Annotated in this window: 12 protein-coding genes and 1 pseudogene; 5 read left to right on the top strand and 8 right to left on the bottom strand. The window is 69.2% G+C overall.

Annotated features, from left to right (window positions below; translation table 11 throughout):
• Positions 1–102 precede the first annotated feature (102 nt).
• A complete protein-coding gene (locus M6D93_RS16250; protein WP_249770761.1) occupies positions 103–1,947 on the bottom strand; it encodes an NAD-binding protein in 1,845 nt (614 codons plus the stop codon).
• A gap of 35 nt (positions 1,948–1,982) precedes the next feature.
• Complete coding sequence (locus tag M6D93_RS16245; protein ID WP_249770759.1) at positions 1,983–3,683, bottom strand: DUF885 domain-containing protein; 1,701 nt, start codon at positions 3,681–3,683, stop codon at positions 1,983–1,985.
• Positions 3,684–3,837: 154 nt separating this feature from the next.
• Between M6D93_RS16245 and M6D93_RS16240 the strand changes: the two genes are divergently transcribed.
• Genes M6D93_RS16240 through M6D93_RS16230 form a run of 3 tightly spaced genes read left to right on the top strand, consistent with a single transcriptional unit; the run spans position 3,838 to position 7,022 of the window.
• Positions 3,838–5,052, top strand: a complete 1,215-nt coding sequence (locus tag M6D93_RS16240; protein ID WP_249770757.1) for an NADP-dependent isocitrate dehydrogenase — start codon at positions 3,838–3,840, stop codon at positions 5,050–5,052.
• 58 nt (positions 5,053–5,110) lie between these two features.
• Entirely contained in the window at positions 5,111–6,163 is a 1,053-nt protein-coding gene (locus M6D93_RS16235; RefSeq protein ID WP_347343501.1) for an alpha/beta fold hydrolase, read from the top strand.
• Positions 6,164–6,212: 49 nt separating this feature from the next.
• The gene (locus M6D93_RS16230; protein ID WP_249770755.1) at positions 6,213–7,022 is read left to right on the top strand and encodes an exodeoxyribonuclease III; all 810 of its coding nucleotides are present in this window, start codon (positions 6,213–6,215) and stop codon (positions 7,020–7,022) included.
• A gap of 124 nt (positions 7,023–7,146) precedes the next feature.
• Here M6D93_RS16230 and M6D93_RS16225 read toward each other — a convergent pair whose 3' ends face one another.
• The 4 genes from M6D93_RS16225 to M6D93_RS16210 form a co-directional block, all read right to left on the bottom strand.
• Positions 7,147–9,213, bottom strand: a complete 2,067-nt coding sequence (locus tag M6D93_RS16225) for an ArnT family glycosyltransferase (protein WP_249770753.1) — start codon at positions 9,211–9,213, stop codon at positions 7,147–7,149.
• 18 nt (positions 9,214–9,231) lie between these two features.
• A complete protein-coding gene (locus M6D93_RS16220; RefSeq protein ID WP_249770751.1) occupies positions 9,232–10,215 on the bottom strand; it encodes a glycosyltransferase in 984 nt (327 codons plus the stop codon).
• A 185-nt stretch (positions 10,216–10,400) separates the two neighbouring features.
• Complete coding sequence (locus M6D93_RS16215) at positions 10,401–13,397, bottom strand: AAA family ATPase (protein ID WP_249770749.1); 2,997 nt, start codon at positions 13,395–13,397, stop codon at positions 10,401–10,403.
• Complete coding sequence (locus M6D93_RS16210) at positions 13,394–14,572, bottom strand: exonuclease SbcCD subunit D (RefSeq protein ID WP_249770747.1); 1,179 nt, start codon at positions 14,570–14,572, stop codon at positions 13,394–13,396. Before M6D93_RS16210 ends, M6D93_RS16215 begins: the two co-directional genes overlap by 4 nt.
• A gap of 105 nt (positions 14,573–14,677) precedes the next feature.
• On the opposite strand from M6D93_RS16210, the gene serS reads away from it, so the two are divergent.
• Together serS and M6D93_RS16200 are read left to right on the top strand one after the other, a co-directional pair.
• Positions 14,678–15,940 carry a serine--tRNA ligase gene (serS, locus tag M6D93_RS16205; protein ID WP_249770745.1) on the top strand — a complete coding sequence of 421 codons (1,263 nt, stop codon included), beginning with the start codon at positions 14,678–14,680 and terminating at the stop codon, positions 15,938–15,940.
• A gap of 2 nt (positions 15,941–15,942) precedes the next feature.
• Positions 15,943–16,944, top strand: a complete 1,002-nt coding sequence (locus M6D93_RS16200) for an aldo/keto reductase (protein ID WP_249770743.1) — start codon at positions 15,943–15,945, stop codon at positions 16,942–16,944.
• Between the two features lie 108 nt (positions 16,945–17,052).
• Here M6D93_RS16200 and M6D93_RS19665 read toward each other — a convergent pair.
• Positions 17,053–17,133: pseudogene (locus tag M6D93_RS19665) on the bottom strand (hypothetical protein); the annotation flags it as partial.
• On the bottom strand, positions 17,099–17,428 hold the full coding sequence (locus M6D93_RS16195) for a hypothetical protein (RefSeq protein WP_249770741.1): 330 nt from the start codon (positions 17,426–17,428) through the stop codon (positions 17,099–17,101). The pseudogene M6D93_RS19665 and the gene M6D93_RS16195, both read right to left, overlap by 35 nt.
• Positions 17,429–17,494 lie beyond the last annotated feature (66 nt).

Below are 17,494 nucleotides of genomic sequence, written 5' to 3'. Positions count from 1 at the left end.
GTCAGCCGGTAGGACGGCGTCAAACGGTGGGGCGTTCGGGTATCGGCTTCGGCCGAACCCGAACGCCCCACGGTCGTCTGGCGCCGGGTGGCGCGAGGAGAGTCACGTGCGCGGACGTGCCCCGCGCTCGTGACCGAGAACCTGCAGCAGTTCCTCGTAGGGACCGACCAGGTAGGCCCGGTCGCCCGGCTCGAAGCGGGTATCCCGCCGAGGTGGATGCTCCAACCGTGAGCCACCGTCCGGACCGGCCGCACCGGCTGGGCCGGCTGGGCCGCCGCGCCCGATCGCGATCACCCTGATCCGCGCGCCCAGTCCGGCCATCGGCTGACCGCGCAGCCCCCCGTCGGCGGTGATGTCCAAGCGCCCCAGCAGGAACGGTTGACCTTCGACGTAGAACGTCGACATGATGCTCAGCCCGAGGGCAGCGCCGACGAAGAACGGCGCCGCGAGCGCCGACGGTGAGCGGACATTGTGGAAGTTGAAGGCGGCTTCCAGGGTGTGCGCCAACCGCCGGTCGAAGACGCGCATGACGACGGGCACGTCGGTGCGCCGGTCGGCGAGCAGCTCATCGACGGCCAGACCGGTTTCGATGTTGGCCAGGTCGTTGGACGTCAGCACGGCGACGGCGGACGCGCTGGTGAGGTTGGCGGCCTGGAGGTTCTGCCGCAGCGTCGAATCGCCGATGATCACGGGCACCCCGAGCGTGCGTGCGATCGACAGGTAGCGGTTGTCCTCGTCACGTTCGAGTACGACGACGTCCCGGCCGAGCGCCTTGAGCTGTTCCAGTACACGCAGGCCGACCGAGCCCAGGCCGATCAGGATCACGTGCCCGCTGAGCTCCTCGGCCAGCCGGCGGCCGGCATTGATGGAGATTCGCCGGCTGATCAACAGGTCGGTGAGCCGGGCGTAGAGGATCGTCACTAGGGTGGCGCCGACGATCATCAGTCCGATGGCCCACATCCTCAGCCAGAGGTGCTGCTTGGCGAAGTAGAAGTCACCGAAGCCGACGGTCGTCAACGTCTCGGTGGTGAAGTACACCGCGTCCAGCGGGGTCATGCGCTCGTGGCGGGGACCGTTGTAGCCCAGGATCAACACGCCGGTGGACAGTGCGCCGAAGCCGAACAGGGCCGCCAGAGAAAGCCAGAAGGCGCGTTCGATGTCGGCCAGCGCGCGCCGCACCCGGCGCACCAGCCGCGCGGTGGGCGACTCGTGCCAGTTCGATTCCTGCCAGTGCGGTGCCCGGCCGCCGAGATCGACCCGGACGGCCCGACCCGGCCCGGCCGGTTCACGTCGTTCGGCGAAGTCCGACGGGGACCCGATCAGGCTCACCCGATCACCCGGCTCGACCATCAGGTCCCGTCCGGGCGCGATCGTCACCCGGCCATCGGTGGCGACCACGGCGATCGGCGCCAGATCCCCGTAGGCGCTGCGCAGGTTCGCATGCCGCTCGACCACCCGCTCGGTGACCAGGAAGCTCTCGTGCTCGACCACCAGTTCGTGGTCGCGCTGGCCCAGGCAGGCCTCGACGAAGGCAGGGGAGGCGAGAGCGGCGGTATCGAGCACACTGCCCGGCCCGGTCAGCCGTTCGACGGCGCGGGCCACGTTCTGGTTCGTCAGCTGGACCACCAGGCGGACCTCAGGTGCACTTTCGCGAACCAGCAGAGCGACTTCGAGGTTGAACAGGTCGGCATCGGAGACGCTGACCAGGGCTTGGGCGGTGTGCAGTTCGGCGCGCAGCAGGACCTCTGGCCGCCGCGCGTCGCCGACCAGCAACTCGATGCCGAGCTCGGCGACGGTCCGGGTCAGCCGGGGATCGGGCGCGTCGTGCAGCACCGTGATCTGCTCACCGGCGGCGTGCAACTGCTCGATGATCCGCAGCGCGACGTCGGTGAGCCCGCACACGATGACGTGCCCCGCCCGGCCGTTTGGTTCATCCGGAGCGGTCATTGGCGGATTCTGGCAGGTCTGATGTTCCGGCGGAGTTACAGCTCGCCCAGCACGGCTCGGCGCAGCACGTCCAGGCCGACCCCGCCGATGTCCAGAGCCCGGCGGTGGAAGTCCTTCAGATCGAAGGTGTCACCGGCGCGGGCCTTCATCTCCTCCCTTAGCTGGAGCCACAAGCGTTCGCCGATCTTGTAGGAAGGAGCCTGCCCGGGCCAGCCGAGGTAGCGGTCCAGCTCGAAACGCAGGAAGCCCTCGGCCATGTTGCAGTGCGAGGACAGCAGCTGCCAGGCCTTGTCGTAGGTCCACTCGCCGCCGCCGACCTCGGCCGGAGCGGGGAAGCCGCAGTGCACCCCGATGTCGATGACCACCCGGGCCGCTCTCATCGACTGGCCGTCGAGCAGCCCGAGCCGGTTGGCCGGATCGTCCATGAAGCCCAGATCGGCCATCAGCCATTCGGCGTACAGCGCCCACCCCTCGCCGTGCCCGGACGTCCAGGACGCCAGCCGCCGCCAGCGGTTGAGCAACTCGCGGCGGTAGACCGTCTGCGCGATCTGCAGGTGATGGCCGGGCACACCCTCGTGGTAGACCGTGGTCAGCTCGCGCCACGTCGAGAACTCGGTGACACCGGGCGGCACCGACCACCACATCCGGCCCGGGCGGGAGAAGTCGTCCGAGGGTCCGGTGTAGTAGATGACGCCGGTCGTGGTCGGGGCGATCATGCATTCGAGGGTCCGGACCGGGCCCGGGATGTCGAAGTGGGTGTCGGCCAGGGCTTCGATAGCGGCGTCGGACTTCTGCTGCATCCATTCCCGCAACGCGTCGGTGCCGTGGAGCTTGCGCGAGGGGTCCTGGTCCAGGAACGCGATCGCGCCGGCGACGTCCGCGCCCGGCTTGATCCGGTCAGCGGTCTCGTTCATCAACGCGCTGATGCGGGCCAGCTCGGCCTGGCCCCAGGCGTAGGTCTCCTCCAGATCGACCCTCGCGCCCAGAAACTCCCGCGAGTGCAGCTGGTAACGCTCACGGCCGCACGCGTCGGTCTCGCGGCCCTGGGCCAGCAGCTCGTCGGCGAAGAAGTCCCGCAGCGAGGCGTACCCCCGCTGGGCGGCGAGAATCCCGTCGTCCAGGTCCGTCGAAGCGGCCTCGCTCAGCACGCCGGTCTCCGAGGCCCGTCGCGCCAAGGAGGCGAAGAAGCCGTCGGGCCCGAGGTTGGATTCGCACTGGGTGATGCACGCCCTGATCTGTCGGGTGGCGGCCACATCGCCGCGGGAGGCCGCCAGGCGCAGTGACTCGACGTAGCCCTCGATCGCCGGTTCGATCGCCGTCAAGCGCCGGGCCACGGTGGTCCAGTCCTCCGCCGTCGCGGTCGGCATGAGGTCGAAGATGTCCCGCAGGCCTTGGACCGGGCTGGCGATGTTCTTCACGTCCGACAACGGGGCGCCGATGGCGTAGAGCTCGCGGGCCAGCTCCAGCCGCTCGGTCAGCGCCAGGATCGTCACTCGGTCCACGTCGTCAGTGGGCTGGACACCGGCCAGTTCGGCCAGTGTCCGCTCGTGCAGCGCGTCCACCTCGGCCAGTCCCGCCGGGGACAGGTCCGGCATCCGGTCGTCGTAGCCGGCCAGTCCCACGTAGGTCGCCATCGTCGGGTCGAGTTCGGCGGCGGCGTCCAGATAGCGCTCGGCGAGCGCGTCGACGTCGGTGGGCTTGCGGCTGGCGGTGGTCGGCGTGGGGTCAGTCGTCACAAGATCGAACTTAGCCCCCCGCGGCCGGTCGGGTGAGTTGGATCGGCCGAAGCGATGTGAGCCTGCCCGCTCGGGGGCCGATCTGTGTGGACCGTCCGGAAACCGGGTCAGTAAGGTGCCGCACAGGGATGAGCCATACTCAGAGAGGCGTTTGATGTCGAAGATCAAGGTCGAAGGCAAGGTCGTCGAGCTCGACGGCGACGAGATGACGCGGATCATCTGGCAGTTCATCAAGGACCGGCTGATCCACCCGTACCTCGACGTCGACCTGGAGTACTACGACCTGGGCATCGAGCACCGCGACGCGACCGACGACCAGGTCACCATCGACGCGGCCAACGCGATCAAGAAGCACGGCGTCGGCGTCAAGTGCGCCACCATCACTCCCGATGAGGCACGGGTCGAGGAGTTCGGGCTGAAGAAGATGTGGCGCTCGCCCAACGGCACGATCCGCAACATCCTCGGCGGCGTCATCTTCCGCGAGCCGATCATCATCTCCAACATCCCGCGCCTGGTGCCCGGGTGGACGAAGCCGATCATCGTCGGGCGCCACGCGTTCGGCGACCAGTACCGTGCCACCGACTTCCGCACCCCCGGCGAGGGAACGCTGACGGTCACCTTCACCCCGTCCGACGGCAGCGCGCCGATCGAGCACGAGGTCTACCGGTTCCCCAGCGCCGGAATCGCCCAGGTTCAGTACAACCTGGACCAGTCGATCTTCGACTTCGCCCGCTCGTCCATGAACTACGGCCTGGCCCGTAACTACCCGGTCTACCTGTCGACGAAGAACACGATTCTCAAGGCCTACGACGGCCGGTTCAAGGACATCTTCGCCGAGGTGTTCGAGACCGAGTTCAAGGACAAGTTCGCCGCCGCCGGGCTCACCTACGAGCACCGGCTCATCGACGACATGGTGGCCGCCGCCCTGAAATGGGAGGGCGGCTACGTGTGGGCCTGCAAGAACTACGACGGTGACGTGCAGTCCGACACCGTCGCCCAGGGTTTCGGCTCGCTCGGTCTGATGACCTCGGTCCTGTCGACCCCGGACGGCCGCACCGTCGAGGCCGAGGCCGCGCACGGCACGGTGACCCGGCACTATCGTCAGCACCAGGCGGGCGAGCCCACCTCGACCAATCCCATCGCCTCCATCTACGCCTGGACGCGCGGCCTGGCCCACCGCGGCAAGCTCGACGGCACCCCTGAGGTGTCCGCGTTCGCCGACACGCTCGAGGACGTCGTCATCAAGTCCGTCGAGGCCGGCAAGATGACCAAGGATCTGGCCCTGCTGGTCGGGCCCGAGCAGGAATGGCAGACCACCGAGGCGTTCCTGGCCACGCTGGACGACAACCTGGCTGCACGCATCGCCTGAGCCGGACGCGCAACCTGGACGAAACCCAACGGCGCGGACGGCGTCCTACCCTGCTTGCATGCCCGCCGATCACCGGTCCTCCCGCCCGCGCTCGCGGTTGCGAGCCGTGCGGGAGATCGAGGTGCGCACCCACGTGGTGCACGGCTATCGGCGCGTCTTCCGCATCGCCGGTGACACCGCCGGGGAGTCGGCCAAGAGTCCTCTGCTGCTGATCCACGGCATCGGTGACAACTCGACCACCTGGCTGCCGGTGATGTCGGCCCTGGCGCGCAATCATCTCGTGATCGCCCCTGATCTGCTCGGACACGGCCAGTCGGACAAGCCCCGAGCCGACTACTCGGTGGCCGCCTACGCCAACGGCATGCGAGATCTGCTCGGCACGCTCGACATCGACCGGGTGAACCTGGTCGGGCATTCGCTCGGTGGCGGCGTGGCGATGCAGTTCGCCTACCAGTTCCCGGAACGGACCGAGCGGCTCGTACTCGTCGGCAGCGGTGGGGTCGGACGGCAGGTCAATCCGGTGCTGCGGGCGGCCTCCGTACCAGGGGCGGACCTGGCCCTGTCCCTGCTCAGGCTGCCCGGCGCGCGGTGGCAGACCCGTCTGGTGGTCAAGGCCCTGGAGTTGCTGGACACCGGCCTGGGGCGGGATGCCCCGGACCTGCTGCGGCTGGTCGACGCGCTGCCCGACGCGACGGCCCGATCGGCTTTCGTCCGCACGCTGCGTGCGGTCGTCGACTGGCGCGGACAGGTCGTGACCATGCTGGACCGCTGCTACCTCGCGCGCGGCATGCCCACCCTGCTGGTGTGGGGCTCGCGTGACCGGGTACTGCCGGTCGCACACGCCTACCGGGCCCACGCGGCGATGCCGGGATCGCGCCTGGAGATCTTCTCCGGCGCCGGGCACTTTCCCTTCCACGCCGAGCCCGAACGCTTCGTCGCGTTGCTGGAGGACTTCCTCGCGTCCACTGCACCGGCCAACTGGAGCCTGGAGCAATGGCGTGAGCTGCTGCGCTCAGGTCGTCCGGTCGCCGACCCGCGGTTGATGGGCGCCGGCCAGCCTCCGGCCGCGTATCCCGAGCTGCAGGCAGCCAGCGAGCGCAGCGCAACCTGAACCGGCCGATAGGCTCTGCGCGATCTGCCTACCTGGACCGGGGAGTGTCGTGTTCTCAGTCGTGACCGCCAACGTCAACGGCGTGCGGGCCGCGGCTCGGCGCGGTGGCCTGACCTGGCTGGCTGACAGCGGCGCGGACGTGCTCTGCCTGCAAGAGGTTCGGGCCAGCGATGAGCAGCTGGCGGCGGTGCTGGCCGGCTCCGGGCTGGCCGGCTGGCAGGTGGCCCACGCCCCGGCGACGGCGGCGGGCCGGGCCGGGGTGGCGATCCTGACCGCCCAGCCGACGTCGGCCGTCCGCCCCGGGCTGGCCGAGTTCGGGGACCAGGGCCGGTGGCTGGAGGCCGACCTCGCCCTGCCCGACTCCGGCGCCGTCCTGACCGTCGTGTCGGCCTATGTGCACACCGGCGAGGCCGACACCGAGCGTCAGATCGAGAAGTTCGCCTTCCTGGACGCGATGAGCGTGCGGATGTCCGAACTTGCCGACCGATCCGCCGCGGGACTGGGTGAGGCGGTGATCACCGGCGATCTGAATGTGGCTCACCGCGAGGAGGACCTCAAGAACTGGAAGGGAAACCGCGGCAAGGCCGGATTCCTGCCGGAGGAGCGTGCCTACTTCGACCGGTGGTTCGGCGCCGGCTGGGCCGACCTCGGTCGTCGGCACGCCGGCCCCGGACCCGGCCCGTACACCTGGTGGTCCTGGCGCGGTAAGGCCTTCGACCTCGATTCGGGCTGGCGCATCGACTACCTGTTGGCCACCGACGGACTGGCGCGGAGCACGGTGAAGGTCGAGGTCGGACGAGCGGCGAGCTACGCCGAACGCTGGAGCGATCATGCGGCGGTAACCGCGTGGTTCGAGTGAGCGCACCGATGTGAGCGGTGGTCCGCCGTCCCGACCGCCGAACTCTCGCCTGGCCTGGCCGGACAGCTCCGCCCGCGTACGAGCGCTGCTACCTGGCGAGCGCATAGCCCGCGTACGAGCGCTGCTACGTGGCCAGCGCATAGACGGTGGTGCCCCCCACCGTGGACGCGGTGTAGTTCGAGGCGACCCAGGCTGCAATCGCGCTGTAGGCGGTCGTCCCGCCACCGCCACCGCCACCGCCACCGAGGCCCCCCGATCCCGAGCCGATGAAGTAGCCGATCTCGCCCTTGGCCACCAGGGCTTTGAACTGGGCCAGGGTGATGGCGTTGTCGCTGCCGTTGAAACCTCCGATCGACATCACCGCCTGGCCGCTGTCGAGTTCGAGGGAGCCGGCGGTCATCGAACTGCTCGCGGCAGCGGCCCACTTGGCGTTGGAGGCCTTCAGCAGGCTGATCAGGGCCGAGCTGGTGCTGCCAGTGTCGGTATTACCCGCGCCGCTGGTGTTGCCCGTGCCGCTCGTCGACGTCGGTCCGGTGGTCCCGGTCGGTGGGGTGCCGCCGAGGCCGCGGGCGCCGCCGGGAGCTGACCCGCCGCCGAAACCGCCCCCGCTGGCGGCCGCTGTGCCGACGTTGGGCGTGGATCCGGTGTGGGCCACGGTCGTGGTCGCTACCGCATAGGCACCGGACCCCGACAGCACCACCGCACCCGCAGCGACCCCGGCGATGAGCGCGGCCCGCGAGAAGTGCCGTTGCATGAGCAGGACCACCGAACCGAAGATGGCGAGTGCGGCGGCGGCGTAGCGCAGGACAGGGAACCAGCTAGGGGTCTGGTTCAGCAGATGGAACGTCCAGATGCCGGTCGCACCCAGCATGGCCACGCCGGACAGTTGAGCCGTCAGGCTCAGCCGCTGGCGCCAGATGACGGTGCCGGTGATCGCGACGAGGCCGGCGACTGCCGGCGCCAATGCCACGGTGTAATAAGGGTGAATGGTGCCTTGCATGTAACTGAAGACCAGTCCGGTGACGATCAGCCATCCGCCCCACAGGATCAGGGACGCGCGCACGAGGTCGGTCCGCGGGGCGCGGCGGGTCATCCAGAGTCCGGACACCAACGCGATCAGAGCCGCGGGCAGCAGCCACGAGATCTGCTGGGCCATCTGCTGGTTGAACAACCGGCCGATTCCCGTTGCGCCACCGAAGGAAGCGTTCCCGACGGCGTTTCCCCCGCCCCCGCCGCCGTTGCCGGAGCCACCGAAGAGCCGTCCGAGCCCGTTGTAGCCGAAGGCGAGGTTGAGGATGCTGTTGTCGGTGGATCCACCGATGTAGGGGCGGTCCGAGGCCGGCATGAGCTCGACGATCGCCACCCACCAGCCGGCACTGAGGACCATCGCGATGCCACCGGCGATCAGCTGGACCAGCCGTCGACCGAGCCGGGTCGGTCCGGCGATGAGATAGGCGAGTCCGACCGCGGGGACCACCAGCAGTGCCTGGCCCATCTTGGTCAGGAAGCCGAACCCGACGCAGGCGCCGACCAGCACCAGCCACGCCGTTCGTCCGGACTGCAGGGCCCGGACGAGGCAGTACGCGCCCGCAACCAGAAGCAGGACCAGAAACGCGTCCGGATTGTTGAAGCGGAACATCAGGGCGGCGGCCGGAGTAAGAGCCAGGGTGGCGCCGGCGAACAGGCCGGCCGCGGGCCCGCTGGCCCGGCGGAGCGCGCCGTAAACCAAGCCCACCGCGATCACGCCTTCGAGTGCCTGTGGCGCGAGCATGCTCCAGGAGTTGAAGCCGAAGATGCGGCCGGACAGTTCCATGACCCACAGCGACGCGGGCGGCTTGTCGACGGTGATGTAGTTGGATGAGTCGAACGAGCCGAAGAAGAACGCCTTCCAGCTCTGGGTCCCCGCCTGGACCGCGGCAGCGTAGAAGCTGTTCGCGGTGGTGGAGGCCCCGAGGTTGTAGAGGTACCCGACGGCAGTCACGACCAGCATCGCCAGCAGCGACGGGCGGGCCCAACGAGGGTCGGCCGGCTCACCGGTCCAGAGCCGATTCAGTCGTCCGGAGCGGGCTGAACCGCCCCCGGCCTCGCCGGTTCCGAGGTCGGCAGGTCGTCCGGCGTCGTGCGCCTCGGATCCGCTGGTGGCCGGCCGGCGGTGGCCGCGACCGGTCGGTTTCAGCAAGGTCGATGTCATTGCGAACTCTCCTGTGGGTCAGATCGACTGGATGGTGGTCTGGGCGGGGCCAGTGGGTGCGCCCGTGGCGGCGACGTCGATGCGGCCGCCGTTGAGCCGGGCGCCGATCTCGGCCAACGGGATCGCACCGGAGCGAAGGGTGCCCCTCATTCGCCACAGCCCGCGCAGATCCGTGACCGCGGTGTCGACCAGGTCGGCGTGGCTGTCCGGGTTCTCGATCCAGTCGACCGGTACCTCGTAGATGCGCAGGCCGGCCCGTTCGGCGATGAGCAGCAGTTCGGTGTCGAAGAAGTGGCTGGTGTCCCGGACATGCGGTAGGAGCAGGTGGGCGGCGTCGGCGGTGATCGCCTTGAAGCCGCATTGCGCGTCGCTGAAACCGGCTCGCAGGCTCGCGCGCACTACCCGGTTGTAAACACGCGAGATCAGCTCGCGCTTGCGCCCGCGGACGACCCGTGCGCCGCGGGCGAGCCGGCTACCGATGGCCAGATCGCTGTGTCCGGACAGCAGCGGAGCCAGCAGCGGGAGCACAGCGCCGAGGTCCGTCGACAGCTCCACGTCCATGTAGGACAGCACCCGGGCCTGGCTGACTCCCCAGACGCGATGCAGGGCGTGGCCTCGGCCCCGTTCGGTCAGCCGCACCCCGGCGACGTGCTCAAGATCGCGGTTGAGGTAGCGCACCATCGTCCATGTGCCGTCGGTGCTGGCGTTGTCGGCGATCGTGATCCGGAAACTGGCAGGCAGCATGGTCTGCAGGTAGCTGTGGAGACGGCTGACACTGGCGGCGATGGTGTGAACTTCGTTGAAGACGGGGATCACGACGTCGACGACCGGAGCGGCCGCCTCGCCACGGGCGCTGAGCCAGATCTCCCGCTCGGGGAGCTGGTGGCCGAGCACCCGTGGACCCGGAGATGCGTCCCGGACGGCCGGGTAGGTGGCCGTCGCGGTGTCGGTCTCGTCGGCGGCGGTGTCGGTGACGGGCGAGGGGTTGACTAGCTGGCTCATCGGTTCTCCTTGGGCTCGGCGGTCGGACCTCGCCGACACCACTGAGACTCGGGTCCGAACCTTTCGAGAACCTTTGGCCAGGCCGCAGTTTCCCAAAGAGCCTGTTCAGGAGCCTCACACGTTCCGTTAGGACGACCCGAAGGCGGCTCATAGACTTCCCGGTTCCCTGAGGGACCGACAGGCGCTCAGGCGACGACGCGCAGCCGGGATCTGCCGCCGGTCGACACGCGGACCTCGATCCGGTCGGCGATGCGTGCCTTCATCTCGCTCACGTGGCTGACCACGCCGACCGCGCGTCCGCCCGACCTGAGTGTGTCGAGCACGCCCAGGACCTCATCGAGGGCATCGGCGTCGAGGCTGCCGAACCCTTCGTCGACGAACAGTGTCCCCAGATCGACGCCGCCCGCTTCAGACCGCACCACGTCGGCCAGCCCGAGCGCGAGGGCCAGTGACACGTAGAACGTCTCGCCTCCCGAAAGCGTGGCGGGATCCCGGGCCTGGCCGGTGTGGATGTCGAGCACGCGCAGCCCGAGGCCCGAGCGGGTGTTACCGCTCCTGGCGTCGGTGTGTTCCAGGGTGTAGCGGCCGCCGGCGATGTGCCGCAGCTGCGCGTTGGCCGCGTCAAGAACCTCGGCGAAGCGACGGATCAGCACGTAGGTGGTCAGCTCCATCTTCAGCTGGTTGTCACCGTTGCCGGCCACGAGTTGGCCGAGGCGGATCGCGGCGCTCGTGGCGGCCAGCACCCCGGCGTTGTCGGCGATCGCCCGGGTCAGGATCGTGGCCTGGCGTGTCGTGGTCGTGCTCAGCGACCGCGCCGACCCGAGTGCCTGCTCGGCGGCCTGCACCGCGGATTCCGCGGCCGCGAGGGTGGCTTCAAGCGGGGCGAGGTCGGCAGCGTCGGCGTCCAGCCGTGGATCGTTGAGCTCGGGTTCGGACAACTGGGTGAGTACCGCGGCCACCGACTGCCGGTGCTGGGCGATGTGCTCGCGCAGCGCGGCCCGCGCCTGCCGGCTGCGCGTCGCCGCGGCCCAGGAGGCTTCGTCGGCGAAACCCGATTCTCCGAGAACCGCTGCGAACCGTTGTCCCGCGACCGCTGCCTGCCTGACCACCTCGGCGAGGGCTGCCGCCGCCTCCGCGGCGTGGCCGAGCCTGGCGGCGGTCGCCATCAGTTCGTCCCGGCGTTCGGTCACCGTGTCGAATCCAGCCCTGGCGACAGCCAGTCGCTCGGCGTCCTCGCTCATCCGAGCGGTCCAGGACTCCGTGCGTTCGGCGAGGGTGGCTCGTTCCACCTCGGCCTGACGCAGCCGCTCCGTGAGTTCATCAACAGTTTCCTGGGTCTCGGCTATCGCACCTTCGGCCTCGCCGAGCCGTTCGGCCACAGTGCGGACCTGTGACAGGGTCTGCTCAAGTTCGCTGACTTTGGCCTGTGCTTGCTCCGGGGAGAGCTGGTCGGCCGCGGTTCGCAGCGCGGCCAGTTCGGTCTGTTGACGGTGCAACTCGCCTTGCGCTTTCTCGGCCGCGGTGCGCAGCCGCCCGAGCTCGTCCTCGGCCGAGGACAGGACCTGTTCGCTCACGTGATCGGCGCGTGGCCGGGCCGGACGGGGATGCTCGACCGAGCCGCACACCGCACATTCGTGACCGTGCTGCAACGCCAGACCCAGCTCACCGGCGATGCTCGCCATTCGAGTGCTGCGCAGGGCCGTCAGGCGAGACTCCTGGTCCAGCAGTGCGGTGAGGGTCGTCTGGGTGATCTGCTCGTCGAAGGCAGCGCGATCGGCCGCGGCCCGAGCCTGCATCGCTGCGGAATACCGCGTCCGGGCGCGGGACAGCTCAGCCGCCAAGCGCGTCCCCTCGGCCTGGGCGGCGACGGACCGGTCCCGCTGATCGCGGTGCTCGGCGAGCCGGCCCGGCAGCTCGGCGAGCGTGGATGCCGCGCGGGTAAGGACCGAGTCCAGCTCGGCCGCCCGTGCGTTCGCCGCGGCCAGCTGACCGGCCAGCGCGTCGTGGTGCTGCTCGCGGAGGATGTCGTCAGCGAGTGCGCCGATCCGCTCGCGTACCTCGGCGGCCGCAGTGGTCAGTTCGGTCGAGTCGGCGCGACGCAGCGGGGCGGCCAACCCGGCCCGCGCGTCGTCGTCTGCGGTCCGGGCGGCCGCCAGCGCGGCCACTGCATCGGCCAGCGCCTCGGCCGACGGGGCGACCAGCACAGCGTTTTCTGCCGCCTCGAGCTCATGCTCGGCCGCCTGAGTGGCCTCGGCGCCGGATTCCAGCTCGTCCATGCGGGCTCGCAGCTGCGCGCGGCGAGCGCGGCGACCGGCGAGATCGCGAGCCGCCGTCAGCTCCTCCAGCGCCGCGCAGCGCCAGGTGACGGCCGCTTGCTGCTCGCTGTGCCGGACGGCTTCAGCCTGTTCCACGCTGGCCTTGGTGGAGGCGACCAGGGCGATGATCACCTCGGCATCGCCTGCCTGAACCGCTTCGTCGAGGGCCGTGCAGGCGGCTTCGTCCATGCCCACCGACCCGGCGAAGGAGCTGGCTGCCCGTTCCACCGCCACCCGCCCTCCGGCTCGTTGCAGCTCGGCCTGCTGACGGGCGGCCAGCAGTTCCTGCTGCGTCGCGGCGATGAGTTCAGTGCCGAAAAGCCTTTGCAGTAAAGCCTTCTTGTCCTCGGTGCGAGATTGCAGGAACTTGGCGAACTCGCCCTGCGGCAACACCATCGTCTGCACGAACTGTTCGTGATTGAGCCCGACGGCCAGCAGCACCTCGTCGTCGGCCTCGGCCATCCGGGTGGACAGCGGCTCGGCCCGGTCGATGTGGTCCGGCGAGGTGCTCTTGAAGATCTTGACCGTCGCGTTGATCTTGCGAGTTCCCGATCCGTCGCGCTTGGGCCGCTCGTAACTGGGGGTTCGTCTGATGCGATAGACGCCGTTACCGGTTTCGAAGGTGAGCTCGACCATCGGCTCGACCCCGGGGGCCGCGTGGTGGGAATGCAGCCGCTCCGCGCTGGCCGAGGCCTGCGCCACTCGTCCGTACAGGGCGAAGCTGATCGCATCGATGATCGTCGACTTGCCCGAGCCGGTAGGGCCTTCGAGCAGGAACAACCCCCGTTGCCCGAGCTCGGTGAAGTCCAGTTCGACGTCGTCGGCGAAGGGGCCGATGGCGCGCAGCCGGAGCCGGTGCAGCCTCACGCCGACCGACCCAAGCCGAGGGCCGCCCGCTCGTAGGCCTGTTCGAACAGATCCAGCTCGGTGGAGTCCGCGGGGGCACGGCTGACATAGGACACGAAGTCGCTGCCCAGCTCGCGAACGCTGGTGGCGGTGGCGCGACCGGTGCGTGCCGTGCCCGCCGCACCAGCCGGTTCGTGCAGCACCTGGAGTACGTGCGGGAATCGGGACTGGAGCCGGTCGAACAGGCGTTCCGGGCGGGCGCGGTCGGTGACGGTCACCTTGACCCAGCTCTGTTCGTAACCGGCGAAACTCGCCGAGGCGATCAGGTCTTCGAGCGGACCGCGAAGCTCGGCCATCTCGCGAGGCTGGCGTAGGTCGAGCGAGGTGACGCGGGCCCCCTGGCCGGGTGGTAGATCGACGAGCGTGACGCCCTTGCGGTGGCCTCGCTCGGAGAAGGAATAGCGCAGTGGTGAGCCGCTGTAGCGCAGGACGGTCGCGGTGGCCGAGGCAGGCTGCTGGGCGCCGTGCAGATGCCCGAGGGCGATGTAGTCCAGGCCGGCGAACAATTCGGCGGGTACGTGTTCGACCCCGCCGACCACGATGGATCGCTCGCTGTCGCTGACGGCACCACCCATCACGAACGCATGGGCCATGACGACTGACCGCGTGCCGGCGGGGCGAGTGGCGAGATCCTGCCGCACGCGCCCCAGAGCGGCCGACATGATCGCCTCGTGCGAACGCGCCAGCGGCTCGCCCGGGCCGTCGGCCGAGCGGTCGGCCAGGGCGATACGCGCGGCGTCCGGATCGAGGTAGGGAAGCGGGTACACCGCGGCGTCGCCGATGAGGACGGGCCGGCCGATGTCGGCCAACGACGAATGCACGTGCAGCCGATCGGTGAACAGGCCCGATCCGAAGCCGAGCCGGATGGCCGAATCGTGGTTGCCGGAGGTCACGATGACCGTCGTGTACCGGGTGAGCTGGGTCAAGATCTCACTGAACAGGGCGACCGCCTCGACCGGTGGCACCGCGCGGTCGTAGATGTCGCCGGCGATCAGGACGGCATCGATGTCGATTCCGTCCGGGGGGTCGCGCACGAGCTGCACGATCTGGCCCAGCACGGACCGCTGAGCGTCGATGAGGTCGACGTTGTGCAACGTCCGCCCCAGATGCCAGTCAGAGGTGTGCAGGAACCGCATGCCGAAAAGCTACAAGCGACCACCGACAAAAACGTCCAACGCCACCCGTTGGGGCCCGGACTGCTGCCGAGGTGGGGCGCAGCTCGCTCCACTAGGCTCACAGACATGCTCGATATCAAGTTCATCCGCGACAATCCCGAGACGGTGGCTCGAGCGGCAGCGCTCAAGGGCGTCGAATTCGACGTCGCCGAGACCGTCCGGGTCGGGGACGAGGTGCGGCGTCTGCAGACCACCGTCGACGAGGGCCAGCGGGTACGGCGGGAAGTCGCAGAGAAGTTCAAGGGCGCGACCCCCGAGCAGCGCGAGCAGCTTCGCGTCGAGGCCAAGCGCAACGACGACGAGCTCAAGGAGAACCGCGCCCAGCTGGAGGAACGTAGATCCGAGCTTCGCGAGTACCTGCTCCGTGCGCCGAATGTGCCCTGGGAGGGCTCGCCGGTCGGCGACGGCGAGGCCGACAATGTGGTCATCCGGCAGTGGGGGGCCCCACGAGAGTTCGACTTCGAACCCATCGACCACGTCGACCTGTTCACCAAGCGGAACTGGGCGGAGTTCGACCGAGCCCGCAAGACCGCGGGCGACCGCGCCTACGCGCTCAAGAACGAGGCCGTACTGCTGGAGCGGGCGATCCATTCGTACGCGATCGACGTCCTGCTCGGCAAGGACTTCGAGCTCGTCAGCACGCCGGTCCTGGCCCAGCGTGAGGCCCTGGTCGGTACGGGATTCCTCCCCGGTCACGCCGAGGAGATCTACTACCTCGAGCGGGACGAGCTCTTCCTGGCCGGCACCTCGGAGGTCGCCCTGGTCGGCCTGAACTCCAACGAGGTCATCGACGCTCGTGAGCTTCCGCGGCGCTACGCCGGACTGTCCACGTGCTTCCGGCGCGAGGTCGGCAGTGCCGGCCGTGACGTCCGCGGATTGCTGCGCGTGCATCAGTTCGAGAAGGTCGAGCAGTTCATCATCTGCCAGGCCGATCGTGCCGAATCCGACCGCTGGCACGAGGCGCTGCTCTCGACGTCCGAGCAGATCCTGCAGTCCTTCGAACTGCCGCACCAGGTGGTCGAGTGCTGCACCGGCGACATGGGGCTGGGCAAGTACCGGATGAACGACATCAACACCTGGTTCCCGTCGCTGCAGACCTACCGGGAAACCCACTCGTGCTCCTCACTGGGTGACTGGCAGGCGCGGCGGGCCGGGATCCGCTACAAGGACACCGACGGCGCGATCCATTTCGCCTACACCCTCAACAACACCGCGGTCGCGACGCCCCGGCTGCTGGGCGCGCTGGTCGAGAACAACCAGCAGGCCGACGGCAGCGTCACGGTTCCCGCGGTGTTGCGGCCCTATCTCGGTGGGAGAGCAGTCCTGTGAGCATGGAACTTCGAAGCGCGACCCGTTGCCCGTTCCCGGTGTCGGCGGTCGGGCTCGGCACCTGGCAGCTCGGCGCCGACTGGGGCGCGGTGACGGATGCGGATTCGACCGCGATCCTGCGCGCCGCCGACGAGGCGGGGGTACGGGTCTTCGACACCGCGGACGTCTATGGCGACGGGCGCAGTGAGCAGACCATCGGCCGCTACCTGGCCGACCGCTCGCGCGAGCGTCCCGAGGCCGACCGGATCGCGGTCTTCACGAAGATGGGACGTCGGGCCGAGCAACTCGAGTCCAACTACGTGCTGGACAACTTCCGGGCGTGGAACGATCGCTCGAGGGCGAACCTCGGTGTGGACACGCTGGACCTGGTGCAACTGCACTGCCCCCCGGACGAAGTCTTCGCCTCCGACGCCGTGTTCGATGCGTTGGACACGATGGTGGCCGAGGGCCGCATGCGGGCTTACGGCGTGAGCGTGGAAACCTGCGAGCAGGCACTGACCGCGATCGCCCGCCCCCGTGTCGCGAGCGTGCAGATCATTCTGAATGCGTTCCGCCAGAAGCCGCTGGACGAGGTGCTGCCCGCCGCCGCCTCGGCGGGCGTCGCCGTCATCGCTCGGGTCCCGCTCGCCTCCGGCTTGTTATCGGGCAGGTTCGACCACGACACCACGTTCGCCGCCGGCGATCACCGCAACTACAACCGGCACGGTGAAGCCTTCGATGTAGGGGAGACCTTCGCGGGAGTCCCCTACGACGAGGGTGTCGAGGCGGCGAAGGCATTCTCCGCGATCGCTAACTCCGTGGGGCTGAGTCCCATTCAGCTGGCGCTGCGTTGGATTCTCGATCAGCCCGGCGTTACGACGGTCATTCCGGGTGCGAGCAGCGTCAGTCAGGCACAGGCCAACGCCGCGACGGATTCCCTTGCCCCGCTTCAGGAAACGACGCTGAGGGCGGTCGGGTCCTTGTACGACGAACGCATCCGCCCGCTCGTTCACGATCGCTGGTAGGGCAGCCAGTAGGGATTGCGAGCGGGGCCCTGGCGGGGGTCGATCCAGGGCGGGGGTCAGGGTGCCGCCGTGGGCGGTCGTGGCGTGTCCGGTGCGCTGTTCGAGGTCGGTGAGGGCGACGGTGACCAGGACGGTGGTGTGCAGGCCGCCGGATTCAGGGAGCCGCCCGGCAGCGAGGAGTCGTTTGCCGGCTTCCTCGAACGCGTCGTGCCGACGCTGCGCCGCGGTGCGGTTCCCGCCGGTAGCCGCGTTCGGCCGCCGCCCCGGCCGTGGTCAGGAATCCGATCGTGCGGGCCTGGACGAGACTCAGCCGGCGCAGCTGTTCCTCCACTTGGCGTAGGTACGCCAGCGCAGACCTCGTCGAGGCACGGGCGTGAGCGACCGACAGCGCGGAGTCAACCGCGTCGGTGAGGGCAGCGAGCGCGGCTGCGTACCCTGAGAGCCCGGCGTACCCGGCGTCCTCCGGCACTATCTTATCGCTCATACGTTCGATTATACGAATCAGCCCGACAACCCGAACGAGTCATCCACAGCCCGTCAGGCTGGCCGT

The organism is Jatrophihabitans telluris, assembly GCF_023516435.1.
In the GTDB taxonomy this organism is placed as follows: Bacteria; Actinomycetota; Actinomycetes; order Mycobacteriales; family Jatrophihabitantaceae; genus Jatrophihabitans_A; species Jatrophihabitans_A telluris.
This window is presented reverse-complemented; position numbering and strand designations above follow the sequence as displayed.

Coding starts and splice junctions, on each gene's coding strand:
- M6D93_RS16250 (WP_249770761.1), bottom strand. CDS start 1,947: ATGACCGCTCCGGATGAACCAAACGGCCGGGCGGGGCACGTCATCGTG.
- M6D93_RS16240 (WP_249770757.1), top strand. CDS start 3,838: ATGTCGAAGATCAAGGTCGAAGGCAAGGTCGTCGAGCTCGACGGCGAC.
- M6D93_RS16235 (WP_347343501.1), top strand. CDS start 5,111: ATGCCCGCCGATCACCGGTCCTCCCGCCCGCGCTCGCGGTTGCGAGCC.
- M6D93_RS16225 (WP_249770753.1), bottom strand. CDS start 9,213: ATGACATCGACCTTGCTGAAACCGACCGGTCGCGGCCACCGCCGGCCG.
- M6D93_RS16220 (WP_249770751.1), bottom strand. CDS start 10,215: ATGAGCCAGCTAGTCAACCCCTCGCCCGTCACCGACACCGCCGCCGAC.
- M6D93_RS16210 (WP_249770747.1), bottom strand. CDS start 14,572: ATGCGGTTCCTGCACACCTCTGACTGGCATCTGGGGCGGACGTTGCAC.
- serS (WP_249770745.1), top strand. CDS start 14,678: ATGCTCGATATCAAGTTCATCCGCGACAATCCCGAGACGGTGGCTCGA.
- M6D93_RS16200 (WP_249770743.1), top strand. CDS start 15,943: ATGGAACTTCGAAGCGCGACCCGTTGCCCGTTCCCGGTGTCGGCGGTC.
- M6D93_RS16195 (WP_249770741.1), bottom strand. CDS start 17,428: ATGAGCGATAAGATAGTGCCGGAGGACGCCGGGTACGCCGGGCTCTCA.